The organism is Streptococcus sp. NCTC 11567, assembly GCF_902141215.1.
Classification (GTDB): domain Bacteria; phylum Bacillota; class Bacilli; order Lactobacillales; family Streptococcaceae; genus Streptococcus; species Streptococcus dysgalactiae.
Map to the genome: position 1 here is coordinate 357,958 of NZ_LR595857.1, position 23,283 is coordinate 381,240.

Below are 23,283 nucleotides of genomic sequence, written 5' to 3' on the forward strand. Positions count from 1 at the left end.
CTAAGAAATGGTTATGTTAACACATCTTTAAAAAGAAACCTATGCCAGAACATTAATCGTTCTGAGCGAGGTTTATTTTGTGTTTTTCCTTGAAAGTTCTTCCTTTTTAAAAAGTAAACCTATATAATAAACCTAGGTAACAATAAAAAGGAGACTAAAAGTGAATAAAACAGAAGCTTTAGCTATTTTGACAAGTGGAGCAGATTGGTGGCAATACTACGCCCAAGCTATCCTAGTAAAGCAGGAGAAGTCAGGTAATCGTATTAGGCTAAACACGCTTTTAAATGCCAAAAGTGGTCTTTGTTCAGAAGATTGTGGGTACTGTGCCCAATCAAAAGACAGCAAGGCGCCTATTAATCGCTATGGGCTTTTACCAAAAGATGAGATTATTCGTAAGGCTCTAATTGCTAAGAAAAAATAAATCAAGCATTTTTTGCATTGCTTTGAGTGGTACACGACCTATAACGAGAGAAATTGCCCTTTTATGTGATGCGATTCAAGAAATCAAACACGCTATGGATATGGAAATTTGTCTCTCTATTGGTCTGGTGACTAAAGAACAGATTCAACTCTTAAAAGAGGCTGGGGTTGACCGATTGAACCATAACATTAATACCCCTCGTGAGAATTATGATAAGATTACCACGACACATACCTATCAAGACCGCGTGGATACTCTTGAAATGCTTAATGAAATAGGGGTAGACACTTGTTCAGGTTTTATTTGTGGTATGGGTGAAACGGACCAGCAATTGGTAGATATGGCCTTTGAGCTAAAGGCTTTAGGACCTTATTCTGTTCCAGTTAATTTTTTACTGCCTATCGATGGGACAAAATTAGAGGGGCACCACCAACTAACACCAACAAAATGCCTAAAAATCCTAGTTATGCTCCGCTTATTATTTCCTGAAACAGAGTTACGAGTTAGTGCAGGTCGGGAATATCATCTGGGAGAACTCCAACAAATGGCCTTGTTAATTGTAGATTCGATCTTTTTAGGAAATTACCTGACTGAAAAGGGAGCAGACATTTCAGATGATCAAAAGATGATTGATCAGTTAGGTTTAGCTGTTGAGGGAGTTTGTTAGGTCTAGCAATTGACTTGTTAGTTACAACCTATTACGGTGTCTTGCCTGCCTTGGAATTCTTAATTTACTATCTTTTTTGAAAGTGCTATAATAAGAGAGTTAAGATTCCTTTCGACTGAAAAGAAGACTATTAAAATTGTTATTAAGAGGAGACTAAAATGGGACGTAAGTGGGCAAATATTGTTGCTAAGAAAACGGCTAAAGATGGAGCAACTTCAAAAGTTTATGCTAAGTTTGGTGTGGAAATTTATGTGGCTGCCAAACAAGGTGACCCAGATCCAGAGCTAAACACAGCCCTTAAATTTGTTATTGATCGTGCGAAACAGGCACAAGTTCCAAAACACGTTATCGATAAAGCTATTGACAAAGCAAAAGGTAATACAGATGAAACCTTCGTTGAAGGTCGCTACGAAGGCTTTGGACCAAATGGTTCAATGATCATTGTGGATACCCTAACGTCAAATGTTAACCGTACGGCTGCCAATGTCCGCACAGCTTATGGTAAAAACGGAGGTAACATGGGTGCTGCTGGTTCAGTATCTTACATGTTTGATAAAAAAGGGGTTATCGTTTTTGCAGGAGATGATGCTGACAGTATCTTTGAACTGTTACTAGAAGCAGATGTTGAAGTTGATGATGTTGAGGCAGAAGAAGGAACAATCACTGTTTACACTGCTCCAACAGATCTTCACAAGGCTATCTTGGCTCTTCGTGAATCAGGTATTGCTGAATTCCAAGTCACAGAGCTTGAAATGATTCCTCAATCAGAAGTAACGCTTGAAGGTGATGATCTTGCGACTTTTGAAAAATTAGTAGACGCTTTGGAATCTGACGATGATGTTCAAAAAGTTTACCATAACGTTGCAGATTTTTAATCTAAACAAGCAAAGGAAGAGCTGAAATGGATTTCGGCTCTTTTTGAAACGTTATCTAAGAAACTGTTGCTAAAAAGATGTTAGGTTGTTTGCTTTATTCATAAAAAAGGTAATAGCAAAAGTGTATCAGCTTGATAGGAATTAATTATTAGTTAACTCTAATTAAAAGTGGTAAACTAGACACAAGAACAAAAAGGAGAGATAGGATGATTAAAAAACAATATTTAGGAATGGCAACAATTACTCTAGCATCAACCCTTGTGCTAGCAGCTTGTGGGTCCTCAAAAACAGCTGAGTCAGGAAATCAGGGGAGTTCTAAAGAAGTCTTATTTGCAACGGTTGGAACAACAGCTCCCTTTTCTTATGAAAAAGGTGGTCAACTAACTGGTTACGATATTGAGGTGGCTAAAGCAGTCTTTAAAGGATCGGATGATTACAAGGTGTCCTTTAAGAAAACAGAATGGTCTTCTATCTTTACAGGTTTGGACTCAGGAAAATACCAGATGGGTGGTAACAACATTTCCTTTACCAAAGAGCGTTCAGCTAAGTACCTCTTTTCCTATCCAATCGGTGCAACACCGTCTGTTTTAGTTGTTCCAAAAGACAGTGATATCAAATCTTATGATGATATTGAGGGGCACTCTACTCAAGTCGTTCAAGGAACAACCAGTGTTACCCAGCTAGAAGCCTTTAATAAGGAACACAGTGACAAACCGGTTACTCTAAAATTCACCAATGAGAACATTACCCAAATGTTAACCAATTTGAGTGAAGGTAAGGCAGATTTCAAGATTTTTGATGCCCCAACCGTTAATGCCATTATTAAAAATCAAGGGTTAGATAATCTCAAAACAATTGAACTCACCTCAGCAGAGCAACCATTTATTTATTTTATCTTTAGTCAAGATCAAGAGAAATTGCAAAGCTTTGTTAACAAGCGTATTAAAGAGTTGACTGCTGACGGAACTCTTAGCAAGCTTGCCAAAGAGCACCTTGGCGGTGATTACGTGCCATCAGATAAAGAGTTGAAACTTCCTACAGCTAACTAAACCAGCTATTAACCAGTTATTCATCTAGAAGACTGGTTTTTTTGTCAATTGATCTATAGTTTTTAACTATAGATTTTCCTAAAAAATGCCAATTTGAAACTATAACAACTTGAGCTAAACTAAAACACATAGAAAGCAGAAAGGAATTAGGAAATGACAATAAAACGATTTGTAACCATTTTAGGAGTAACTGCCTGCGCTGGGTTAGTTTTGACAGCTTGTTCTGGTAAAAAAGAAGATGCTAAAACCGTCACTGTTGGTTTAATGACAAAAACAGCTTCAGATGAGGCACGTTGGGACAAAATTGAGGAGACCTTGAAGAAAGATGGGATCAAACTAGTCTATAAAGAATTCGCGGATTACTCGCAACCCAATAAGGCTGTCGCCTCTGGCGAAGTAGATATCAATGCCTTCCAAACTTATAATTAGCAAGATAACTGGAACAAAGAAAATAAGGGAAATCTGGTTACTATTGCTGAAACTTATATTAGTCCTCTTAACCTCTTTTCTGGAACAGATCAGGCTGGCAAAGCCAAATATCAGTCAGTAGATGATTTGCCAAAAGGAGCTCAAATTGCTATTCAAAATGATGCCACAAATGCTAGCCGTGCCCTCTTTGTGTTACAGGGTGCGGGGTTGATTACCTTAAATGTTTCCAGTGACAAGTTAGCCAGTCAAGCTAATATTGTGGAGAATAAAAAAGACATTACTATTAAAGAGTTAGATGCCAGTCAAACAGCGCGTGCACTTAAATCGGTTGATGCAGCTATTGTCAACAATAACTATGCCGTCCCTGCTAAATTAGACTATAAGTCATCACTATATAAAGAAAAGGCGGACGAAAATGCCAAGCAGTGGTTTAATATCTTAACAGGAAAGAAAGGTTGGGAAAAGTCACCTAAAGCTAAAGCCATTAAAGCCCTCGTCAAGGCATACCAAACCGATGAGGTCAAAAAGATTATTATCAAGACATCCAACGGCGTTGATTTGCCGGTTTGGGACAAGTAAGACTAAAGGAGCGTTTCTCAACCTCTAAAAAAGTCTAAGCTTTTTTAAAAGCTTGGGCTTTTTAAAACATCAATATATAGTTTTAAACTATATATAATCCTAGCTATTTCCAATTTGAAAACTATATCTGAATAAGATAGAATAGACACAGTTATTAAATGAATTGAGGATAGATGAATGACATTAAAAAAAGTTATTGGATTAGTTGGGATTGCTCTTGCATCAACAGTATTGGTGGCTTGTTCAGGACAACAAGATGATAAAAATACCTTAACGATTGGGGTCATGACAAAAACATCATCAGACCAAGCCAGATGGGACAAAGTCGAAGAACTGTTGAAAAAAGACAAGATTACCTTGAAGTACAAAGAATTCACAGATTATTCCCAACCTAACAAGGCTGTTGCCAATGGTGAGGTTGATATTAATGCCTTCCAACACTATAATTTCTTGAACAACTGGAACAAGGAAAATAAGGAACATTTGGTGGCTATTGCTGATACCTACATCAGTCCAATTAACCTTTTCTCTGGAACGAGTCAAGATGGGAAAGCTAAATACAAGTCAGTAGCTGATCTGCCAAATGGTGCTCAAATTGCAGTACCAAATGATGCGACCAATGAAAGCCGTGCTCTTTATGTGTTGCAATCAGCTGGTCTCATTAAATTGAATGTTTCTGGTGATCAATTAGCAACCATTGCTAATATTTCAGAAAACAAAAAGAAATTAGATATCAAAGAATTAGATGCTAGCCAAACTGCACGCGCCTTGGTATCAGCTGATGCGGCTATTGTCAATAATAGTTACGCTGTTCCTGCAAAAATTGACTACAAAACCTCTCTTTTCAAAGAAAAAGCAGATGACAATTCAAAACAGTGGATTAACATTATTGCAGGTCAAAAAGATTGGGAAAAGTCAGAGAAGGCTGATGCTATTAAAAAACTCATCAAGGCTTACCAAACTGATGACGTGAAGAAGGTAGTTGATAAGACTTCAAATGGTGTCGATGTGCCCGTATGGTAAAGCTTTAACAATTGTTATAACAGGAGGATAGAGGCGTGTCTAGCACGCCCTTTCTTGCATTAAGGAGGAAAAGTATGGAGATGTCCACAATAGAGGAACAGTTAAAAGATTGTTGGGAGCACCCTATAACCAAAGATTATCTAGTCGTGCTGCGTCAGTTAATTGCTCACCGCTCTATTTTTGCACAACAACTAGGGCTTGAAGAAACTGCTCAGTTTTTAAAAGAGATTTTTAGTGCTGCAGGAGCTCAAGTTATTGTGGATCAGTCCTATGCGGCTCCTTTTGTATTAGCTACCTTTAAGAGCCCTCGGCCAGATGCCAAGTCAGTCATTTTTTATCAGCACTATGACACGGTACCTGCTGATTCTGACCAAAAATGGTCTAGCGATCCCTTTACCTTAACAGAACGAGAAGGTCATTTGTATGCAAGAGGCGTAGATGATGATAAGGGGCATATTATTGCTAGGTTAACAGCTCTTGTGAAATACCTTTCTCAAGCACAGACTCTGCCTGTTACCATTGTGTTTATGATGGAAGGCGCAGAAGAATCTGCCTCAGTAGACTTAGAAAAATATCTGAAAAAGTATGCAAGGAACTTGCAGGAAGCAGACCTCTTGATTTGGGAACAAGGTATTCGCAATGAACAAGACCAATTGGAATTAACTGGCGGCAATAAAGGGATTTTAACCTTTGATATGACTGTTGAGAGTGCTAAGCTTGATATCCATTCTAAATACGGTGGGGTAATTGATTCAGCAACCTGGTATTTGCTAGAAGCTATCGCTTCTTTGCGAGATAGGAATGGCCGTCTTTTAGTGCCAGCCATTTATGAGCAGGTGCAAGAACCAACTAAGCGAGAACTAGATTTGATTGAGATCTATGCTATCGAACAGTTGGATGATTTAAAAAAACTTTACGGACTAGAGCTTCCTATGTTACAATCAGAACGGCGTGATTTTTTGAAAACCTATTATTACCAACCGTCCATAGGTATTCAAGGAATACAGTCGGGTTATCAGGGACAGGGCGTCAAAACCATTATTCCTTCACAGGCTTCCGCTAAGATGGAGGTTCGTCTAGTGCCTGGACTTGATCCCAAAATCGTGTTCGAGCAGATTCAAACTCATTTGTTGGACAAAGGTTTTGATAAGGTCAATGTGACCTATACGTTGGGAGAAAAAAGTTATCGTAGTGATTTGTCTGCGCCAGCTATTCAACAAGTGATAGATGTGGCGAAGCCCCTTTACCCCAAAGGATTATCCCTTTTACCAACGTCAGCTGGAACAGGGCCTATGCACACTGTCTTTGAAGCACTTGGAGTTCCAATTGTAGCATTTGGGTTGGGTCATGCTAATAGTCGGGATCATGCAGGCGATGAAAATATTGCTATCGCAGATTACTGTCGCCATATCGTACTAATAGAGGAGTTATTAAAATCTTATGAATGAAGCGATTATTCAATTAGATCATATTGATATTACTTTTCATCAAAAAAAACGGGTTATTGAGGCCGTTAAAGATGTCACGGTTCATATTAATCAGGGAGATATTTATGGCATTGTTGGGTATTCAGGTGCTGGGAAGTCAACCCTTGTGCGTGTGATTAATCTTCTACAAGCACCAACAAATGGGAAAATCACCGTAGATGGAGACGTAACCTTTGACCAAGGGAAAATTCAATTGTCAGCTGAGGCCCTTCGCCAAAAACGTCGTGATATTGGCATGATTTTTCAACATTTCAATTTAATGGCTCAAAAAACAGCCAAAGAGAATGTTGCCTTCGCTCTCCGCCATTCGTCGTTAAGTAAGACTGAGAAAGAACAGAAAGTTATCGAACTGCTAGAACTTGTGGGTTTATCAGAGAGAGCAGATAACTACCCTGCCCAGTTATCGGGTGGGCAAAAACAACGAGTGGCTATTGCGCGTGCTTTAGCCAATGATCCTAAAATTTTAATTTCAGATGAGGCCACATCAGCACTAGATCCAAAGACCACCAAACAAATCTTGGCGCTCTTGCAGGAATTAAACCGCAAACTTGGCCTAACCATTGTCATGATCACCCATGAAATGCAAATTGTTAAGGATATTTGTAATCGTGTTGCTGTTATGCAGAATGGTGTGTTAATTGAAGAAGGTTCTGTTCTCGATATCTTTTCAGATCCAAAAGAGGCATTGACACAGGAATTTATTACCACTGCAACGGGGATTGATGAGGCTTTAGAAAAAATTAACCAACAAGACATTGTTAAACACTTACCTGCAGATGCCCTTCTAGCTCAGTTGAAATATGCAGGAACGTCTACTGATGAGCCTTTGCTGAATAGTATTTACCGTCAATTTGAAGTGACAGCTAATATTTTGTATGGCAACATTGAAATTTTAGATCATGTCCCAGTTGGTGAAATGATTGTTGTACTGGAAGGTAATGCAGCGAATATTGCTGCGGCTGAAAAAGCTTTGCATGAAGCTGGTGTTGATGTTAGCATATTGAAGAGAGGAGCCTAGATGATACAGTTAATTCAAACCTATTTACCAAATGTTTATGAGCTTGGCTGGTCAGGTGACGCAGGTTGGGGACTAGCTATTTGGAACACTTTATACATGACCATCGTGCCTTTTATTGTTGGTGGGACCATTGGTCTGTTTGTGGGCTTATTACTTGTACTAATGGGGCCTGGTGGTGTGATTGAAAACAAGTTAGCTTGCTGGATTATTGATAAAATCACTTCTATTTTCCGTGCTATTCCCTTTATCATTTTAATTGCTATTTTAGCTAGCTTTACTTACCTGATTATGGGAACCATTTTGGGAGCAACTGCTGCCTTGGTACCATTGACCTTTGCAACTTTTCCTTTCTTTGCTCGTCAAGTACAGGTTGTTTTTTCAGAACTTGATAAAGGAGTAATCGAAGCAGCACAGGCTTCGGGAGCTACCTTCTGGGATATTGTCAAAGTGTATTTGAGCGAGGGTCTCCCTGACTTGATCCGTGTGTCAACTGTAACCTTGATTTCCTTGGTTGGTGAAACAGCGATGGCGGGAGCTATCGGAGCTGGAGGTCTAGGAAATGTGGCCATTTCTTACGGTTACAATCGTTTTAATAATGATGTGACCTGGGTTGCAACTATTATTATCCTTTTGATTATTTTTGCTATCCAATTTATTGGTGATAGCTTGACCAGACGGTTTAGTCATAAATAAACGAAACAACACCCTAAGTTTTTACTTAGGGTGTTGTTGTTTAGATGATGTCATTAGCTTTTCTTCGTTTTACTTAGAATGAGTCCGAGTAGGAATCCAATAATGGCAAAGATAATCCATCCCATTGAAAATTGTCCAAGTGGAACTGTTTTTTGGAAGAAAGTTGTCACTGGCTCTGGCAAGTTGAAGAGACCAGTCATTTGAGAAAGTGTGGATAAGGCATCAAAAATAGCAGGAATAATAGTGAGTCCAATAGTTGTTCGATAAACGATAGGATCATTGTTAAAGTATTTTTGTGCCAAGACAAGGAAAATTAAATCGACTGTTAATGGGTATAAAAGGAATAAAACAGGAGCCGACCAGTTGATGATAACAGATAAACCACCAAAGTAGAAGAAGGCAGAAACCAGAGTAAAAATAGTTGACCAGACAATATGAGATAGAGCAGGAACTAATTTATGGAAATATTCAGCACTTGAGGTGATTAATCCTGTGGAGGTGGTTAGGCAGGCCAAAAAAATGACAATAGCAAGAAATGCTTGCCCGATACTACCTAGATAGAAACGAGAGGCATGACTTAAGATTTGACCACCATTGACAGGACTACCATCAAGGGTAAAACTGCCATCAATAAAAGGGAACAGGGATTGTGAGGTCGCTCCAATACGGCCAACAAAGATATAGACAAAAGCTAATAAGAAAATAGCAATGGTTCCAGAGATAAGGGTGACTTTGGTAACTTCTTTGTCAGTTTTAGCTCCAAATTGTTTGGTCGCTTCAATGACGAGAATGGCAAAAACAAGTGATGCCAAGGCATCCATAGTCCCATACCCTTGAATCAGTCCTGCAATAAAAGGAAGGTCTTTGAAAGCATTGTTAACCCCAATCCCTGCGTTGAAGGCATTCCCATAATCACCTGCTGAGTGAACAAAAGAAGCAATGACCAAGATAGCAATCACAACTAACAAGGTTGGCGTCAAGAATTTACCGATGTTTTCAGCCAATTTACTAGGTCTAATGGCCAGAAAATAAGATAGCCCAAAGAAAAGAACAGCATAGATGGCTTTATTGGTAAAATTATCTCCTAAAATCGGTGCAATCCCTACTGAAAAGGAAGTAGCACCTGTTCTTGGGATGGCAAAGAAAGGCCCGATAGAGAGGTATAGAACAGAGGAATAAAAGATAGCGTACCATTTGGAAATAGGACGTGCTAAGCTTTCCACATCATCTGAACCAGACTTAGCGACAGCAATTACTCCTAAGAGGGGCAAGGAAACACCGGTTAAACAAAAACCAATAATGGACCATAAAATGTTATGACCTGAGTAGATGCCTAGAAATGCTGGATAAATGAGGTTGGCAGCTCCGAAAAAGAGGGCAAATAACATAAACCCGATAACAATATATACATTTTTCTGTTTCATTTATGAATAGTCTTTCTATTAATACTAATTTGAAGATTCTAACAATTTTAACGATATATATGTTAAAATGACAACAGAAGCTATTATATCGAAGATTAGTCTTCTCGTCAATAGAAGATCAGTGCAGAAGAAGCGTGCGACACTCTTTTCTTCTCTCCGACTCACCCGATTTGACGAATAGCTAGAATTATATTATTATAAAAAACATGTAACTTTATAACTTTAGTAAGGACGTGACGAATGAAAAAAGTATGTGAACTATGGATTAGGGTCAGCCTAATCAAAAAAATTGGTATTGGTGTGGTCATTGGTGTTATTTTAGGACTTCTTGTTCCTGATTTTACGGGATTAAGCATTCTAGGGAAATTATTTGTAGGTGGTCTAAAAGCTATTGCTCCTCTCCTTGTTTTTGCTTTAGTTTCTCAAGCTATTTCTCATCAGAAAAAAGGGAAAGAGACCAATATGACCCTAATCATTGTTCTCTATTTATTTGGGACTTTTGCAGCAGCTTTGGTAGCTGTTTTGACGACCTATTTATTCCCGCTGACCTTGATTTTAAATACGCCAGTCAATACTGAATTTTCAGCGCCTCAAGGGGTGGCCGAAGTCTTTCAAACGCTCTTACTAAAACTGGTTGATAATCCTATCAATGCCTTGGCGACAGCTAATTATATTGGTGTTTTATCATGGGCTTTAGTCTTTGGACTAGCCTTAAAAGCAGCAAGTACAGAAACAAAGCATCTTATCAAAACAGCAGCAGAAGTAACCTCACAAATTGTGGTTTGGATTATTAATTTGGCACCAATCGGAATCATGAGTCTAGTTTTTGCGACTATTTCAGAAAATGGCATTGGGATTTTATCTGACTATGCCTTGTTAATTCTTGTTTTAGTGGGCACTATGGCTTTTATTGCTCTAGTCATTAACCCTCTCATTGGGTTTGTGGTGATGAGACAAAATCCTTATCCCTTGGTGTTAAGATGTTTACGTGAATCAGGTATCACCGCTTTCTTCACAAGAAGTTCAGCAGCTAATATTCCAGTTAACATGCAACTTTGTGAAGATCTTGGGCTAAGTAAAGATACCTATTCGGTGTCAATCCCTCTTGGGGCAACCATCAATATGGGTGGTGCAGCCATTACGATTAATGTTTTGACACTTGCAGCGGTTCACACATTCGGTATTCAAATTGATTTTCTAACGGCTCTCTTATTGAGTGTTGTTGCAGCAGTATCTGCCTGTGGTGCTTCAGGTGTTGCAGGAGGATCCTTACTCCTTATCCCAGTAGCATGTAGTTTATTTGGTATCTCAAATGACCTTGCGATGCAGGTTGTTGGTGTTGGCTTTATTGTTGGGGTGATTCAAGACTCATGCGAAACAGCTCTCAATTCATCAACCGATGTCCTTTTCACAGCTATTGCTGAAAATGCCTTTTGGAAACGTAAGCAAGCCTAATGAAGGTAACAAAAATATCTAAAAACGATTCTTGGAGTTCTCCAAGAATCGTTTTTGTTATTTAAGATAGCCAAGATAATCAAATTTTTCAAACGTGTGGTCATTAGCGATGGCTACAATGATAGTATTGGGTTCTAAAGGTTCGAAAGGTTTGACATTGGTATCTAAGGTTTTAACTTCTTTTTGACGCATGCCAATCACATTTAGCTCATATTTACGACGAACATCTAGTTCGGAAAGAGATTGTCCTTCCCAGCTTTTAGGAATGACAAATTCAATCATCGAAATACCATGTTCCAAATAGATGATGCTTTCAATATGTCGTCTGAGAAGGTTTGAAGCAACACGTTTTCCGGAATCACGTTCAGGAGTGATGACTTTAGTTGCTCCGATACCATATAGAACTTCTTCAAAAATTTTATTTTTAGCTTTGGCAATAATGGTTGGAACACCCAATTTTTTACAGTGCATGACAGCAAGAACTGAGGATTCCAAGTTATTTCCTGAAGCGATAACTACGGTGTCACAATGTTCAATCCCGACAGCTAGTAAAAATTCTTTGTCAGTAATGTCTCCCACAGCAGCCTTAGTCACTAAATCAGCAACTTCTTTGACATGGCTTTCTCGAATATCAATGGCAATAACATCTTGATCGAAATTACTTAATTCTCTAGCAACAGTACGGCCAAAGATACCAAGACCAAGAACACCGACAGTTTTACGTTTTAACATGTTTTCTCCTTAACCCACTAGAATATCGGTAGTGGCATATTGAATGGTTTTTTCTTTTCGTTGAATTAAACTAATGAGGACAGTGATTGGACCAACACGGCCAACAAACATAAGGACAATAATAATCAGACGTCCTGCTGTTGATAGTTGTGGCGTTAAATCCATGGACACACCAACAGTGGCGATGGCTGAAATAGATTCGAATAAAAGGGGAATCGGAGCAATATTTGGCTCCACACTAAGCAAAAGGATATAGCCCGTCATCAAGACGGCAAAGAAGAAAATGAGCACTGTCATGGTCTGCTTAATAGTTTTATTAGCAATAATGCGATTTCGGAAGGTGACTTCTGATTGTCCAGATAGTTCTGCTTTGAAGAGTAAAAAGGTGATGGCAGCTGTTGTTACTTTGATACCACCCGCAGTCCCTCCAGGAGCACCTCCGATAACCATTTGAATCATATAAAGAATATTGGTGGGTGCCAGAGTATCGTTATAGGAAATTGTTGCAAAACCCGCAGTCCTCATGGTAACTGTTTGGAAGAAAGAAACCATGAATTGTTGAAATAGATTGTAATTGGCAATGGTTTTACTGTTGTCCTTTTCTAAAAACCAAGATAAGAAAGTTCCAAGAACCAGAATGACAGTAGTTGTTTGAATAACTAATCTAGATTGATTGGATAACTTACGAAAGGTTGCACCATAGCAGTGGGGTCGCTCGAAAAAGAATTTTTTGACAGCGAGTCCAAGATCTACCCAAACAGCAAACCCTAAACCTCCTGAAATAATTAAGAAGGTAACAATAAGATTGAGTGTGGGATTCAAAACAAAGTCCTTGAGACTAGAATTTCCCAAATTATCAAAGCCAGCATTACAAAAGGCAGAGATGGCTAAAAAGATACTGTTAAAAATGCCATTTTTCCATCCAAAACGAGGAATAAAGTCCGTCATAATGACAAGCGCAGCGATTGCTTCAAGCCCAAAGGTCACTTTATAAGCGAAGAAAAGATAGTGCTTTAAATCCTTACTATCCCCACGGTTCAAGGCTGATTGGAGCAAAGTTTGATCGCTCAGCCGCATTTTACGTTTCAAGGCAAAGGTACTCATAGCAATCAAAGTGACCAAACCAAGTCCGCCAATTTGCATGAGCATCATGGTAATGGTTTGTCCGATGCCATTATAGACCTCAGCAACGGGAACAACGGATAGTCCTGTCACACATACCATTGAAACCACATTAAAGAAATGGTCAAGATAGACAGTTTCAGGTCCGTTTTGATAATGGGTAAAAGGCATGGATAACAAGAGAGTCCCAATCAAAATCACAATCGCAAAACTAAAGGTTAAACGCTGTGTGACCGATAAGGATTTGATAAATGAGCGTTTCATGTTTCCTCCATAATAATATCTCATACTATGATAACAAAAATAAGCTAAAAAAGCTAAGTTTGCTCTTAGCTTTTAACTAGTCTTTATAAAGGTTTCTTGTTGGGTAATCCTGCTTTGCGAGGGTATTTATTTGGGGTTTCCTTTTTTTTCTCAACAACGGTGATATAGCGAGCATCCCCGTTTGGTAATTGATAATGATGGTTAGTCGTTACCTTACCAAAGAGAAGGGAGAGAGCTGTTTTGGCATCTTCTAATTCTTGGTCAGCGGCTTGTGCTTTTAAAGCAATCAGTCTTCCGCCAATTTTTAGAAAAGGAATCGTTAATTCAGCTAAAACTTGCATCCGGGCGACTGCTCTAGCGGTGACGACATCAAATTGTGCACGGAAGTCCTTGTCCTGCCCAAAGTCTTCTGCTCTACCATGGAAAAAATGCACCTTGTCTAATGCTAAGGATTCTGCCAAATGCGTTAGAAAAGCAATTCGTTTATTGAGAGAGTCGATGATAGTAACTTCGAGATTTGGAAAGAGAATCTTCATAGGTAGGCTAGGAAAGCCAGCTCCTGCCCCAATATCTAATAAACGAATCGGTTCATTGGCTAAAAAACCCTGTAAGATAGGAGCGATAGAGTCATAGAAATGTTTGAGATAAACGTCGTTTTCTTCCGTGATGGCGGTTAAATTAATCTTGTTGTTCCACTCCACTAGCAATTTGAAATAAGTATCAAATTGCTCTTTTTGTTTCATGGTTAAAGGAAAACCATCTTCCTCTAAGGTGTGGTAAAATTCTTGGGGTGTCATTTGTATCCTCTGTCTTTGATTATTGCTATTATTTTACCATAAAATACAGGAATAAAAAAATCTCATAAAAATCATTAGAAATAGGTCCTCAATACTTGCTATTGACTTGAAAATTGCTATAATTGAGATACAAAGATTAAAGGAGGCATACTATGCCAACAGTTTTGATTATCTTAGTCGTTTTAGGGTTGCTTGCTCTATGGTTGATGGTAAGTTACAATAGCCTAGTCAAATCTCGAATGCATACCAAAGAAGCTTGGAGTCAAATTGATGTGCAGTTGAAACGTCGTAATGACTTGATTCCAAATCTTATTGAGACTGTTAAAGGTTATGCTAATTACGAGCAAAAAACATTTGAAAAAATCACTGATTTGCGTGCGCGTGTTGCTAATGCCTCAACCCCTCAAGAAACCATGGCAGCTTCTAATGAATTGAGTAAACAGGTGACCCACTTATTCGCGGTCGCTGAGAATTACCCAGACTTAAAAGCCAATGAAAACTTTTTGAAATTGCAAGAAGAGTTGACTAATACGGAAAATAAAATCTCATATTCTCGTCAGCTATACAATTCAACAACTTCTAATTATAACTTGAAATTAGAATCTTTCCCAAGCAACATCGCAGGTAAACTATTCGGCTTTAAACCAAGTGAATTCTTGCAAACACCTGAAGCTGAAAAAGAAGTTCCAAAAGTTGAATTTAACTTTTAAATATGAAATTATCATCTAGTAGGCAATCATAAGAGAAAGGAGAATTATGCTTTATCAACAGATTTCACAAAATAAGCAACGAACAGTTGTTTTATTAGTTGTTTTCTTCGCTCTCTTAGCACTTATTGGAGCTTCCGCAGGTTACCTCCTGGTGGACAATTATGTGATAGGCGTGACTCTGGCTCTTATTATAGGTGCGATTTATGCGGTTAGCATGATTTTTCAGTCTACAACTCTTGTGATGAGCATGAATTCTGCTAGAGAAATTAGCGAGTCAGAAGCTCCAGATTTTTATCATATTGTAGAAGATATGGCCATGGTAGCACAGATTCCTATGCCAAGAGTCTTTATTATTGAAGACCCTTCTTTAAATGCTTTTGCCACAGGGTCTAGTCCTAAAAATGCAGCCGTAGCAGCAACCACAGGCTTACTTCAAGTGATGAATCGTGAGGAACTTGAAGGGGTTATTGGGCACGAAGTTAGTCATATCCGTAATTATGATATTCGTATTTCAACGATTGCGGTTGCCTTAGCCAGTGCGGTAACGCTCATTTCAAGTATTGGGGGGCGCGCACTTTGGTATGGGGGTGGTTCGCGTAAACGTAGTAACAATAATGATGGAGGCTTAGGCATCATCTTGTTGCTCCTGTCGTTGTTGTCTCTCGTTTTAGCGCCTTTAGTAGCGAGTTTGGTTCAGTTAGCGATTTCTCGCCAAAGAGAGTATTTGGCAGATGCGAGTTCAGTTGAACTGACTAGAAATCCCCAAGGGATGATAAGGGCTCTTGAAAAATTGAAACAATCTCAGCCGGTAAAATACCCTGTTGATGATGCTAGTGCGGCCTTGTACATTAACGAGCCCCGCAAAAAAGGTAGTTTCAGTTCATTATTTAGTACTCATCCTCCCATTGAAGAGAGGATTGAGCGATTACAACACATGTGAGGGCTTGAGGTTAGCTCAAGCCTCATTTTCTTTCGTTTTTGCTTTTTAATATTCAGATAAAAGATAGAAATTCTAAGAAAACAAGGCTCCTTTAACCTAATTTTGGTCTAAATGATTGCAGAAAAGCTTTAGAAGGAGAGGAGAATCCTTTGTTCTGAGGAGTATCAGACGATAAGGTTAAAAAATGTAAGAAAATTGTCATATAACTATTGACAAATACCTGATATAATAGTAAAAATAGATTAGAATTTTATTAGGAGAAAATGATGTTGATTCTTTCTGAAATCAGAAAACGTCCAGACGGTCTTCATTTTGACCAAGTGTGCGACGTTAAAGAAAAATTATTGGAACGCGACCCACAAATTCTGGATCTTAAAGACGTGAGGGTTGTGGGAGATGTGCACTATGATGCTGGTTTGTACTTGTTACATTATCAGCTAAGCTATGAGGTGACCTTGCCTTCAAGTCGATCGATGACTCCTGTCAGCTTAAAAGAAGTTCAAGACGTTCAGGAATTATTTATTGAAGCCACAGATGTAGCAGGTAAACAAGATATGGTTGATGATCAGTTAGTTTTGGTCTTAGAAGAAGACAACATCGATCTTGACGAAAGCATTGTGGACAATATCTTGCTCGCGATTCCTTTACAGGTATTGACTGAGGAAGAAAAACAATCTCAAGAATTACCAACAGGTCAGGACTGGACCGTTCTGACTGAGGATCAATATCAATCTTTAAAAGAGGAAAAACAAAAAGAAAATAATCCTTTTGCAAGCCTCCAAGGGTTGTTTGATGAATAAAACTGAATATTAAAGATGTCTGTAATTTTTATTTGAAAAAAGGATTATTCTTTGATATACTCTTTAGAGAATGTAGTTGCTCGTTTGTAAAGGCCTTTTATCGGCCGCACAGGAGTGAAGAAGGTGATATTATCAGAAACTTTCGTACTCATTAAGTGATAATAAGTAACCATTTGAGACTTGGCTCTCAAAGATGAAAAAATTAGATTGACCTCGTGGCCTTCTTTCTGGGAGAGAAAGAAAGTCTGAGAGGGTAAGGGTTGGTGTAAATGACAAAGAAAATTTTAATTATTGAAGATGAAAAGAACCTTGCACGGTTCGTTTCACTCGAATTGCAACATGAAGGTTATGAAGTAACTGTTGAAGTAAATGGTCGCGAAGGTTTGGAAACTGCCTTAGAAAAGGATTTTGACTTGATCCTCCTTGACCTAATGCTTCCTGAAATGGATGGTTTTGAAGTGACTCGTCGCTTACAAACTGAAAAAACAACTTACATCATGATGATGACTGCGCGTGATTCGATTATGGATGTGGTTGCGGGATTAGACCGTGGAGCGGATGATTACATTGTGAAGCCATTTGCTATTGAAGAGTTATTGGCTCGTATCCGTGCCATTTTCCGTCGCCAAGATATCGAATCTGAGAAGAAAACCCCTAGTCAAGGGATTTACCGTGATTTGGTCTTGAACCCACAAAACCGTTCAGTTAACAGAGGAGATGATGAAATCTCTTTGACGAAACGTGAATATGATTTGCTTAGCATTTTGATGACTAATATGAATCGTGTCATGACACGTGAAGAGTTATTGTCAAATGTTTGGAAATACGATGAAGCTGTTGAAACAAATGTAGTGGATGTTTATATTCGTTACCTTCGCGGCAAAATCGATATTCCAGGTAAGGAGTCTTATATCCAAACCGTTCGCGGTATGGGCTATGTTATTCGTGAGAAATAAGTAAGATGGTAAAGCAGAAACAGAAGAAATATAAAAAATCGTTACCAAAACGTTTATCGAATATCTTTTTTGTTCTCTTTTTCTGCATTTTCTCTATTTTTACACTGATTGCCTACAGTTCAACTAATTATTTCTTGTTGAAAAAGGAAAGGCAATCGGTTTTTCAAGCCGTAAATATTGTTAGAGTTCGTCTTTCTGAGGTGGACTCTAATTTTACATTAGAGAACTTAGCAGAAGTTTTGTATAAAAATGATAAGACACACCTTAGAATTGATGACCGAAATGGGAGTCGTGTGATTCGAAGTGAGCGAGATATTACCAATACCCTTGATGCCAATCAGGACATTTACGTCTATAATGTGGACAAGCAGATGATTTTTACCACAGACAATGAGGAAGCTTCTCCTGGTTTGAGAGGTCCTATCGGTAAAGTTTTTCATGATCACATTGAAGATCAGTATCGTGGCTTTTCCATGACACAAAAGGTTTATTCCAATCGAACAGGAAAATTTGTAGGGTATGTTCAAATTTTTCATGATTTGGGAAATTATTACGTGATTAGGGCACGCTTACTCTTTTGGCTGCTTGTGGTGGAACTATTTGGCACTAGTCTGGCTTATTTGATTATTTTAATTGCCACTCGACGTTTTTTGAAACCTTTGCATAATTTGCATGAAGTGATGCGCAATATTTCCGAAAATCCTAACAATTTAAACTTACGTTCTGACATTTCGTCAGGGGATGAAATTGAAGAACTGTCGGTTATTTTTGATAACATGCTGGATAAGGTCGAAACGCATACCAAGCTGCAATCTCGCTTTATTAGTGATGTTAGTCATGAGTTACGGACGCCGGTTGCTATTATTAAGGGGCACATTGGTCTCTTGCAACGCTGGGGCAAAGATGATAGTGATATTCTCGAAGAAAGTTTGACGGCTACTGCGCACGAGGCGGATCGGATGGCAATTATGATTAACGATATGCTGGATATGATTCGGGTGCAGGGGTCCTTTGAAGGGCATCAAAATGACACCACGGTTTTAGAAAATTCTATTGAGACAGTCATTGGAAACTTCCGTGTGTTGAGGGAAGATTTTGAATTTACATGGCACTCAGAGAATAACGAAACTGTGGCGCGTATTTATAAAAATCATTTTGAACAGGCTTTGGTAATTCTGATTGACAATGCGGTTAAATATTCTCGTCAAGATAAGAAAATCTCGATTGATCTTAAGGTGAACGATAAGCAAGAAGCTATTGTTAGAGTCCAAGATAAGGGAGAAGGGATTTCTAAAGAAGATATTAAACACATCTTTGAACGCTTTTATCGGACAGATAAATCTCGTAATCGAACCAGTACTCAGGCTGGTTTAGGGATAGGCTTGTCTATCCTCAAACAGATTGTGGATGGTTACCATTTACAGATGGAAGTTGAAAGTGAATTGAATCAGGGATCTGTCTTTATTTTACACATTCCACTAGCGGTTTCGAAAGATAACCAGTGAATTGATGATCAATTATAATGAAAAAAAGAATGGCAGTGGACGTTACCACAAGATGGTAGGTTCAAGTGCTGTTCTTTTTTCTGGATTTTGCTACCTCATTTGAAACAATTTCCCTTAGCTAGATTCCCTGACATATCCTTTTGTTATCCTTGAAAATATGATAGAATAGAGTACTAGATTAATTTGATAGAATTGGGGTGTTTGCGTGCGTTGTCCAAAATGTAATTATAATAAATCAAGTGTTGTCGATAGTAGACAAGCTGAAGATGGCAATACCATCCGCCGTCGACGAGAATGTGAAAAATGCCATACTCGTTTTACAACATTTGAACGTGTTGAAGAACTCCCTTTGTTAGTCATAAAAAAGGATGGCACAAGAGAGCAATTTTCACGAGATAAGATTTTGAATGGCGTTGTTCAAAGTGCCCAGAAACGCCCGGTCTCAAGCACGGATATCGAGAACTTAATTTCGCGTATCGAGCGAACCGTTCGTACAACTTATGAAAATGAAGTGTCAAGTACTATTATCGGTAATTTAGTGATGGATGAATTGGCAGAACTCGATGAAATCACTTATGTTCGTTTTGCCAGTGTCTATAAGAGCTTTAAAGATGTTGATGAAATTGAAGAATTATTGCAACAAATTACCACTCGTGTGCGAGGAAAAAAGAAAAGTAGTTTAAATGATGAAACCCATTGATACCTTTACCTATCTTAAACGCAACAAAGTTTCCTGTGATGCGACAAGCCTAATTCAGTTGTATTTCCCTATTATTGGAAGTGACGCAACTGCGGTTTACCAATATTTTCTTCATTTTTTTGATGATGGGGCTAGAGCCCACAAGTTTAGCGATGTTTTAAACCATTTACAGTTTGGTATGAAACGTTTCGAAGATGCTATGGTTATGCTAACAGCAATGGACTTGGTGGTTTTATATCAGCTTCCGGACGCCTATTTGGTCAAATTGCAGCAGCCCCTAGGGCATGAAGCATTTTTAAAAGAACCTGTCTACTCTCGTTTACTCGAACAAAAAATTGGAGAATCAGCAGTGTCTGAATTACAATTAGCTATTCCTAACCAGGCGAGAAATATTTCTAAGCGGTTTTCGGATGTTTTTGGCACTGATGGCCTATCTCCTAAAACCTCTCAAAGTGCTCGAAAAACGTTTGATTTAGATAGTTTCCAACAATTGATGACTAGGGATGGGCTCCAATTTGAAGATAGTCAAAAAGATGTGATTAGCCTTTATAGTATTTCAGAGCAATACGAAATGAATTGGTTTGATACCTACCAACTGGCTAAGGCGACTGCTGTTAATGGGAAAATTCAACCTAAGCGCTTGCTGGTCAAGAAACAACAGGCTGCTAAAGAGCCAAGTAATGATACTTTTTCTCAAGCAGAGCAGGTCATTTTACGGGAGGCCAAGCAAGACAGTTCGCTTATTTTCTTGGAGAAGATTAAAAAAGCGAGACGAGCAACAGTTACTAAAGATGAAAAAACCTTGTTGCAGACTTTGGCTAAAATGTCTTTTCTTGATGACGTGATTAATGTCATGGTCCTCTATACCTTTAATAAGACCAAGTCGGCTAACTTACAGAAAAGTTATCTGATGAAGATAGCCAATGATTTTTCGTACCAGCAGGTATCAACGGCCGAAGAGGCTATGTTAGCCTTACGAGCATTTACAGATCGTCAAGGCAGTCGGCAGGCAAAACCAAAAACAAGTCAACAAACAAATGTTCCTAAGTGGAGCAATCCTAATTATCAGGAAACGACAAGCCAAGAAGAACAAGCTAAACTAGATCAATTCAAGCAGGCAGCTTTGAAGCGACTAGAAAACCTTAGAAAGGGTGGTGACTAGATGGAAAAGATTGGAGATACCATGGCAAAATTGGGTCAAAACAGTCGTGTTAATAGCGATCAATTGATTCAGACCATTTTGGCAGATCCTGAAGTGGCTGATTTTATCAGTCGACACCATCTGTCACAAGAACAAATTAATCTGAGTTTGTCTAAATTTAATCAATTTTTGGTAGAACGTCAGAAATATCAGCTCAAGGATGATTCATATATTGCTAAGGGATACCAACCTATTCTAGCCATGAATGAAGGTTATGCTGATGTCTCTTATTTGGAAACCAAAGAATTGGTAGAGGCTCAAAAACAGGCCGCTATCTCAGAACGGATTCAACTGGTCAGTTTGCCAAAGTCTTATCGCCATATTCATTTGTCGGATATTGACGTTAATAACGCCAGTCGTATGGAAGCCTTCTCGGCTATTTTGGATTTTGTGGAACAATACCCATCAGTAGAGCAAAAAGGATTGTACCTATATGGGGACATGGGGATTGGCAAGTCTTACTTGTTGGCTGCTATGGCTCATGAATTGTCTGAGAAAAAAGGTGTCTCAACCACTCTTTTACATTTTCCGAGCTTTGCCATTGATGTTAAAAATGCCATTTCAAATGGCTCTGTTAAAGAAGAAATTGATGCGGTGAAGAATGTGCCAGTGCTCATTTTAGATGATATTGGTGCAGAGCAAGCCACTTCTTGGGTCCGTGATGAGGTGTTGCAGGTGATTTTGCAGTACCGCATGTTAGAAGATTTACCGACTTTCTTTACGTCCAATTATAGCTTTGCAGATTTGGAGCGTAAATGGGCGACTATTAAAGGAAACGACGAGACTTGGCAAGCTAAACGGGTGATGGAACGTGTCCGCTATTTGGCTAGGGAGTTTCATTTAGAAGGAGTTAATCGCCGTTAAGTTTGGGATAACAATCAAGAAGAATAGACAAGTGTACTAGTGAGAGAAAGAAAAGGAGAATCATGGTTTTACCTACCGTTGCCATTGTGGGCCGTCCAAATGTGGGCAAGTCCACCTTATTTAACCGAATTGCTGGAGAGCGTATTTCAATTGTGGAAGATGTCGAAGGCGTTACTCGAGATCGTATTTATGCTACTGGAGAATGGCTTAATCGCCAGTTCTCATTGATTGATACAGGTGGTATTGATGACGTTGATGCCCCGTTTATGGAACAAATCAAGCACCAGGCTCAAATTGCTATGGAGGAAGCGGACGTTATTGTCTTTGTCGTTTCTGGTAAAGAAGGGGTGACCGACGCTGACGAATATGTGTCTAAAATTCTGTATCGAACCAATACCCCAGTCATTTTAGCCGTTAATAAGGTTGATAATCCTGAAATGCGTAATGATATTTATGATTTTTATTCACTTGGTTTGGGTGATCCTTATCCAGTTTCTTCTGTTCACGGGATCGGAACAGGGGATGTCTTGGATGCCATCGTTGAAAACTTACCAGTAGAAGAAGTCGAAGAAAATGATGATATTATCCGCTTCAGTTTAATCGGTCGTCCTAATGTTGGGAAATCTAGCTTGATTAATGCTATTTTAGGTGAGGATCGCGTTATTGCTAGTCCTGTCGCAGGGACAACACGTGATGCCATTGACACGCATTTCACTGATGCTGACGGTCAAGAATTCACCATGATTGATACAGCTGGAATGCGCAAATCTGGCAAGATTTACGAAAATACAGAGAAATATTCTGTCATGCGAGCGATGCGTGCCATTGACCGCTCTGATGTGGTCTTGATGGTTATCAATGCTGAAGAGGGAATCCGTGAATACGATAAGCGAATTGCTGGTTTTGCACACGAAGCTGGTAAAGGAATGATTATTGTCGTTAACAAATGGGATACCATTGATAAAGATAACCACACGGTTGCTCAATGGGAAGCGGATATTCGTGACCAATTCCAATTCTTGGCTTATGCCCCAATCATTTTTGTGTCAGCTTTAACAAAGCAGCGCCTCAACAAATTACCTGAATTGATTAAGCGTATTAGTGACAGTCAGAATAAACGTATCCCATCTGCTGTCCTTAATGACGTTATTATGGACGCTATTGCTATTAACCCAACACCAACCGATAAAGGGAAACGCTTGAAGATTTTCTATGCGACACAAGTTGCGGTCAAGCCGCCAACATTTGTGATTTTTGTCAATGAGGAAGAATTGATGCACTTCTCTTACTTACGTTTCTTGGAAAATCAAATTCGTGCAGCCTTTACCTTCGAGGGAACACCGATTCATCTGATTGCACGCAAACGGAAATAAGGAACGGTCCTCTGTTAAAATAGTAATTTTAAAAAGACATTATCAGTCACTGATAAGGATTGTCTTCTGTATGTCACAGGAGGCAATCCTTTTTATGATGCTTTTTAGAGGTAGGGAGAGAGTCTTTAGCATCAAACAAAGAAAACAAGAAAAAGGATTTTTCCAAGAAATCTCATTTGATTTTTGTTATAATGAAAAG

At 38.8% G+C, this 23,283-nt stretch carries 20 protein-coding genes and 2 pseudogenes; 18 read left to right on the plus strand and 4 right to left on the minus strand.

The genetic code is table 11. The annotated features are described in order from the left end of the window. Positions 1 to 160: 160 nt before the first annotated feature. The 8 genes and pseudogenes from bioB (at position 161) to FQT67_RS01990 (ending at position 8,241) form a co-directional block, all read left to right on the plus strand. Positions 161 to 1,088: pseudogene (gene bioB / locus FQT67_RS01955) on the plus strand (biotin synthase BioB). 158 nt (positions 1,089 to 1,246) lie between these two features. Continuing rightward, positions 1,247 to 1,963, plus strand: coding sequence for a YebC/PmpR family DNA-binding transcriptional regulator (locus FQT67_RS01960; protein ID WP_003049713.1), 717 nt, complete (start codon positions 1,247 to 1,249; stop codon positions 1,961 to 1,963). A gap of 206 nt (positions 1,964 to 2,169) precedes the next feature. Further along, positions 2,170 to 3,012 (plus strand): amino acid ABC transporter substrate-binding protein, encoded by an 843-nt coding sequence (locus FQT67_RS01965; RefSeq protein WP_003055743.1) that lies wholly within the window; start codon positions 2,170 to 2,172, stop codon positions 3,010 to 3,012. Between the two features lie 153 nt (positions 3,013 to 3,165). Further along, positions 3,166 to 4,020, plus strand: a pseudogene (locus tag FQT67_RS01970) (MetQ/NlpA family ABC transporter substrate-binding protein). A 177-nt stretch (positions 4,021 to 4,197) separates the two neighbouring features. Continuing rightward, complete coding sequence (locus FQT67_RS01975) at positions 4,198 to 5,043, plus strand: MetQ/NlpA family ABC transporter substrate-binding protein (RefSeq protein ID WP_012766590.1); 846 nt, start codon at positions 4,198 to 4,200, stop codon at positions 5,041 to 5,043. 74 nt (positions 5,044 to 5,117) lie between these two features. After that, complete coding sequence (locus FQT67_RS01980; RefSeq protein WP_046166073.1) at positions 5,118 to 6,491, plus strand: M20/M25/M40 family metallo-hydrolase; 1,374 nt, start codon at positions 5,118 to 5,120, stop codon at positions 6,489 to 6,491. Then, complete coding sequence (locus FQT67_RS01985; RefSeq protein WP_014612035.1) at positions 6,484 to 7,548, plus strand: methionine ABC transporter ATP-binding protein; 1,065 nt, start codon at positions 6,484 to 6,486, stop codon at positions 7,546 to 7,548. Before FQT67_RS01980 ends, FQT67_RS01985 begins: the two co-directional genes overlap by 8 nt. Further along, complete coding sequence (locus FQT67_RS01990; RefSeq protein WP_046159297.1) at positions 7,549 to 8,241, plus strand: methionine ABC transporter permease; 693 nt, start codon at positions 7,549 to 7,551, stop codon at positions 8,239 to 8,241. It begins immediately after the preceding gene. A gap of 53 nt (positions 8,242 to 8,294) precedes the next feature. Here the strand turns inward: FQT67_RS01990 and brnQ are convergent, their stop codons facing one another. Then, positions 8,295 to 9,665, minus strand: a complete 1,371-nt coding sequence (gene brnQ, locus FQT67_RS01995; protein ID WP_003058960.1) for a branched-chain amino acid transport system II carrier protein — start codon at positions 9,663 to 9,665, stop codon at positions 8,295 to 8,297. A 240-nt stretch (positions 9,666 to 9,905) separates the two neighbouring features. Between brnQ and sstT the strand changes: the two genes are divergently transcribed. Beyond that, complete coding sequence (sstT, locus tag FQT67_RS02000) at positions 9,906 to 11,120, plus strand: serine/threonine transporter SstT (protein ID WP_014612036.1); 1,215 nt, start codon at positions 9,906 to 9,908, stop codon at positions 11,118 to 11,120. 57 nt (positions 11,121 to 11,177) lie between these two features. On the opposite strand, the gene ktrA is transcribed toward sstT, so the two are convergent. The 3 genes from ktrA to rsmG all read right to left on the minus strand — a co-directional run bounded on the left by ktrA (position 11,178) and on the right by rsmG (position 14,035). Next, positions 11,178 to 11,852: a potassium uptake transporter gating subunit KtrA gene (gene ktrA / locus FQT67_RS02005; RefSeq protein ID WP_002991064.1), complete on the minus strand. Its 675-nt coding sequence runs from the start codon at positions 11,850 to 11,852 to the stop codon at positions 11,178 to 11,180. Between the two features lie 9 nt (positions 11,853 to 11,861). Continuing rightward, positions 11,862 to 13,238: a potassium uptake transporter channel subunit KtrB gene (gene ktrB / locus FQT67_RS02010; RefSeq protein ID WP_012766594.1), complete on the minus strand. Its 1,377-nt coding sequence runs from the start codon at positions 13,236 to 13,238 to the stop codon at positions 11,862 to 11,864. Positions 13,239 to 13,321: 83 nt separating this feature from the next. Beyond that, a complete protein-coding gene (rsmG, locus tag FQT67_RS02015) occupies positions 13,322 to 14,035 on the minus strand; it encodes a 16S rRNA (guanine(527)-N(7))-methyltransferase RsmG (RefSeq protein WP_003058986.1) in 714 nt (237 codons plus the stop codon). 152 nt (positions 14,036 to 14,187) lie between these two features. On the opposite strand from rsmG, the gene FQT67_RS02020 reads away from it, so the two are divergent. The 9 genes from FQT67_RS02020 to der all read left to right on the plus strand — a co-directional run bounded on the left by FQT67_RS02020 (position 14,188) and on the right by der (position 23,084). Beyond that, on the plus strand, positions 14,188 to 14,745 hold the full coding sequence (locus FQT67_RS02020) for a LemA family protein (RefSeq protein WP_003058947.1): 558 nt from the start codon (positions 14,188 to 14,190) through the stop codon (positions 14,743 to 14,745). Positions 14,746 to 14,791: 46 nt separating this feature from the next. Further along, positions 14,792 to 15,685, plus strand: coding sequence for a zinc metalloprotease HtpX (gene htpX, locus FQT67_RS02025; protein WP_003059035.1), 894 nt, complete (start codon positions 14,792 to 14,794; stop codon positions 15,683 to 15,685). A 266-nt stretch (positions 15,686 to 15,951) separates the two neighbouring features. Then, positions 15,952 to 16,485, plus strand: a complete 534-nt coding sequence (locus FQT67_RS02030; protein ID WP_014612038.1) for a DUF177 domain-containing protein — start codon at positions 15,952 to 15,954, stop codon at positions 16,483 to 16,485. 269 nt (positions 16,486 to 16,754) lie between these two features. Further along, complete coding sequence (gene covR, locus FQT67_RS02035; RefSeq protein WP_003049736.1) at positions 16,755 to 17,441, plus strand: two-component system response regulator CovR; 687 nt, start codon at positions 16,755 to 16,757, stop codon at positions 17,439 to 17,441. A gap of 5 nt (positions 17,442 to 17,446) precedes the next feature. After that, on the plus strand, positions 17,447 to 18,946 hold the full coding sequence (locus tag FQT67_RS02040) for a HAMP domain-containing histidine kinase (RefSeq protein WP_046176992.1): 1,500 nt from the start codon (positions 17,447 to 17,449) through the stop codon (positions 18,944 to 18,946). A 205-nt stretch (positions 18,947 to 19,151) separates the two neighbouring features. Beyond that, positions 19,152 to 19,646, plus strand: a complete 495-nt coding sequence (gene nrdR / locus FQT67_RS02045; protein WP_003049740.1) for a transcriptional regulator NrdR — start codon at positions 19,152 to 19,154, stop codon at positions 19,644 to 19,646. Then, positions 19,630 to 20,808, plus strand: coding sequence for a DnaD domain protein (locus FQT67_RS02050; RefSeq protein WP_012766597.1), 1,179 nt, complete (start codon positions 19,630 to 19,632; stop codon positions 20,806 to 20,808). Before nrdR ends, FQT67_RS02050 begins: the two co-directional genes overlap by 17 nt. Further along, positions 20,809 to 21,711 (plus strand): primosomal protein DnaI, encoded by a 903-nt coding sequence (dnaI, locus tag FQT67_RS02055; protein ID WP_003058998.1) that lies wholly within the window; start codon positions 20,809 to 20,811, stop codon positions 21,709 to 21,711. It abuts the gene before it with no gap. Between the two features lie 62 nt (positions 21,712 to 21,773). Beyond that, positions 21,774 to 23,084 (plus strand): ribosome biogenesis GTPase Der, encoded by a 1,311-nt coding sequence (der, locus tag FQT67_RS02060; protein WP_003059001.1) that lies wholly within the window; start codon positions 21,774 to 21,776, stop codon positions 23,082 to 23,084. Positions 23,085 to 23,283: the final 199 nt, after the last annotated feature.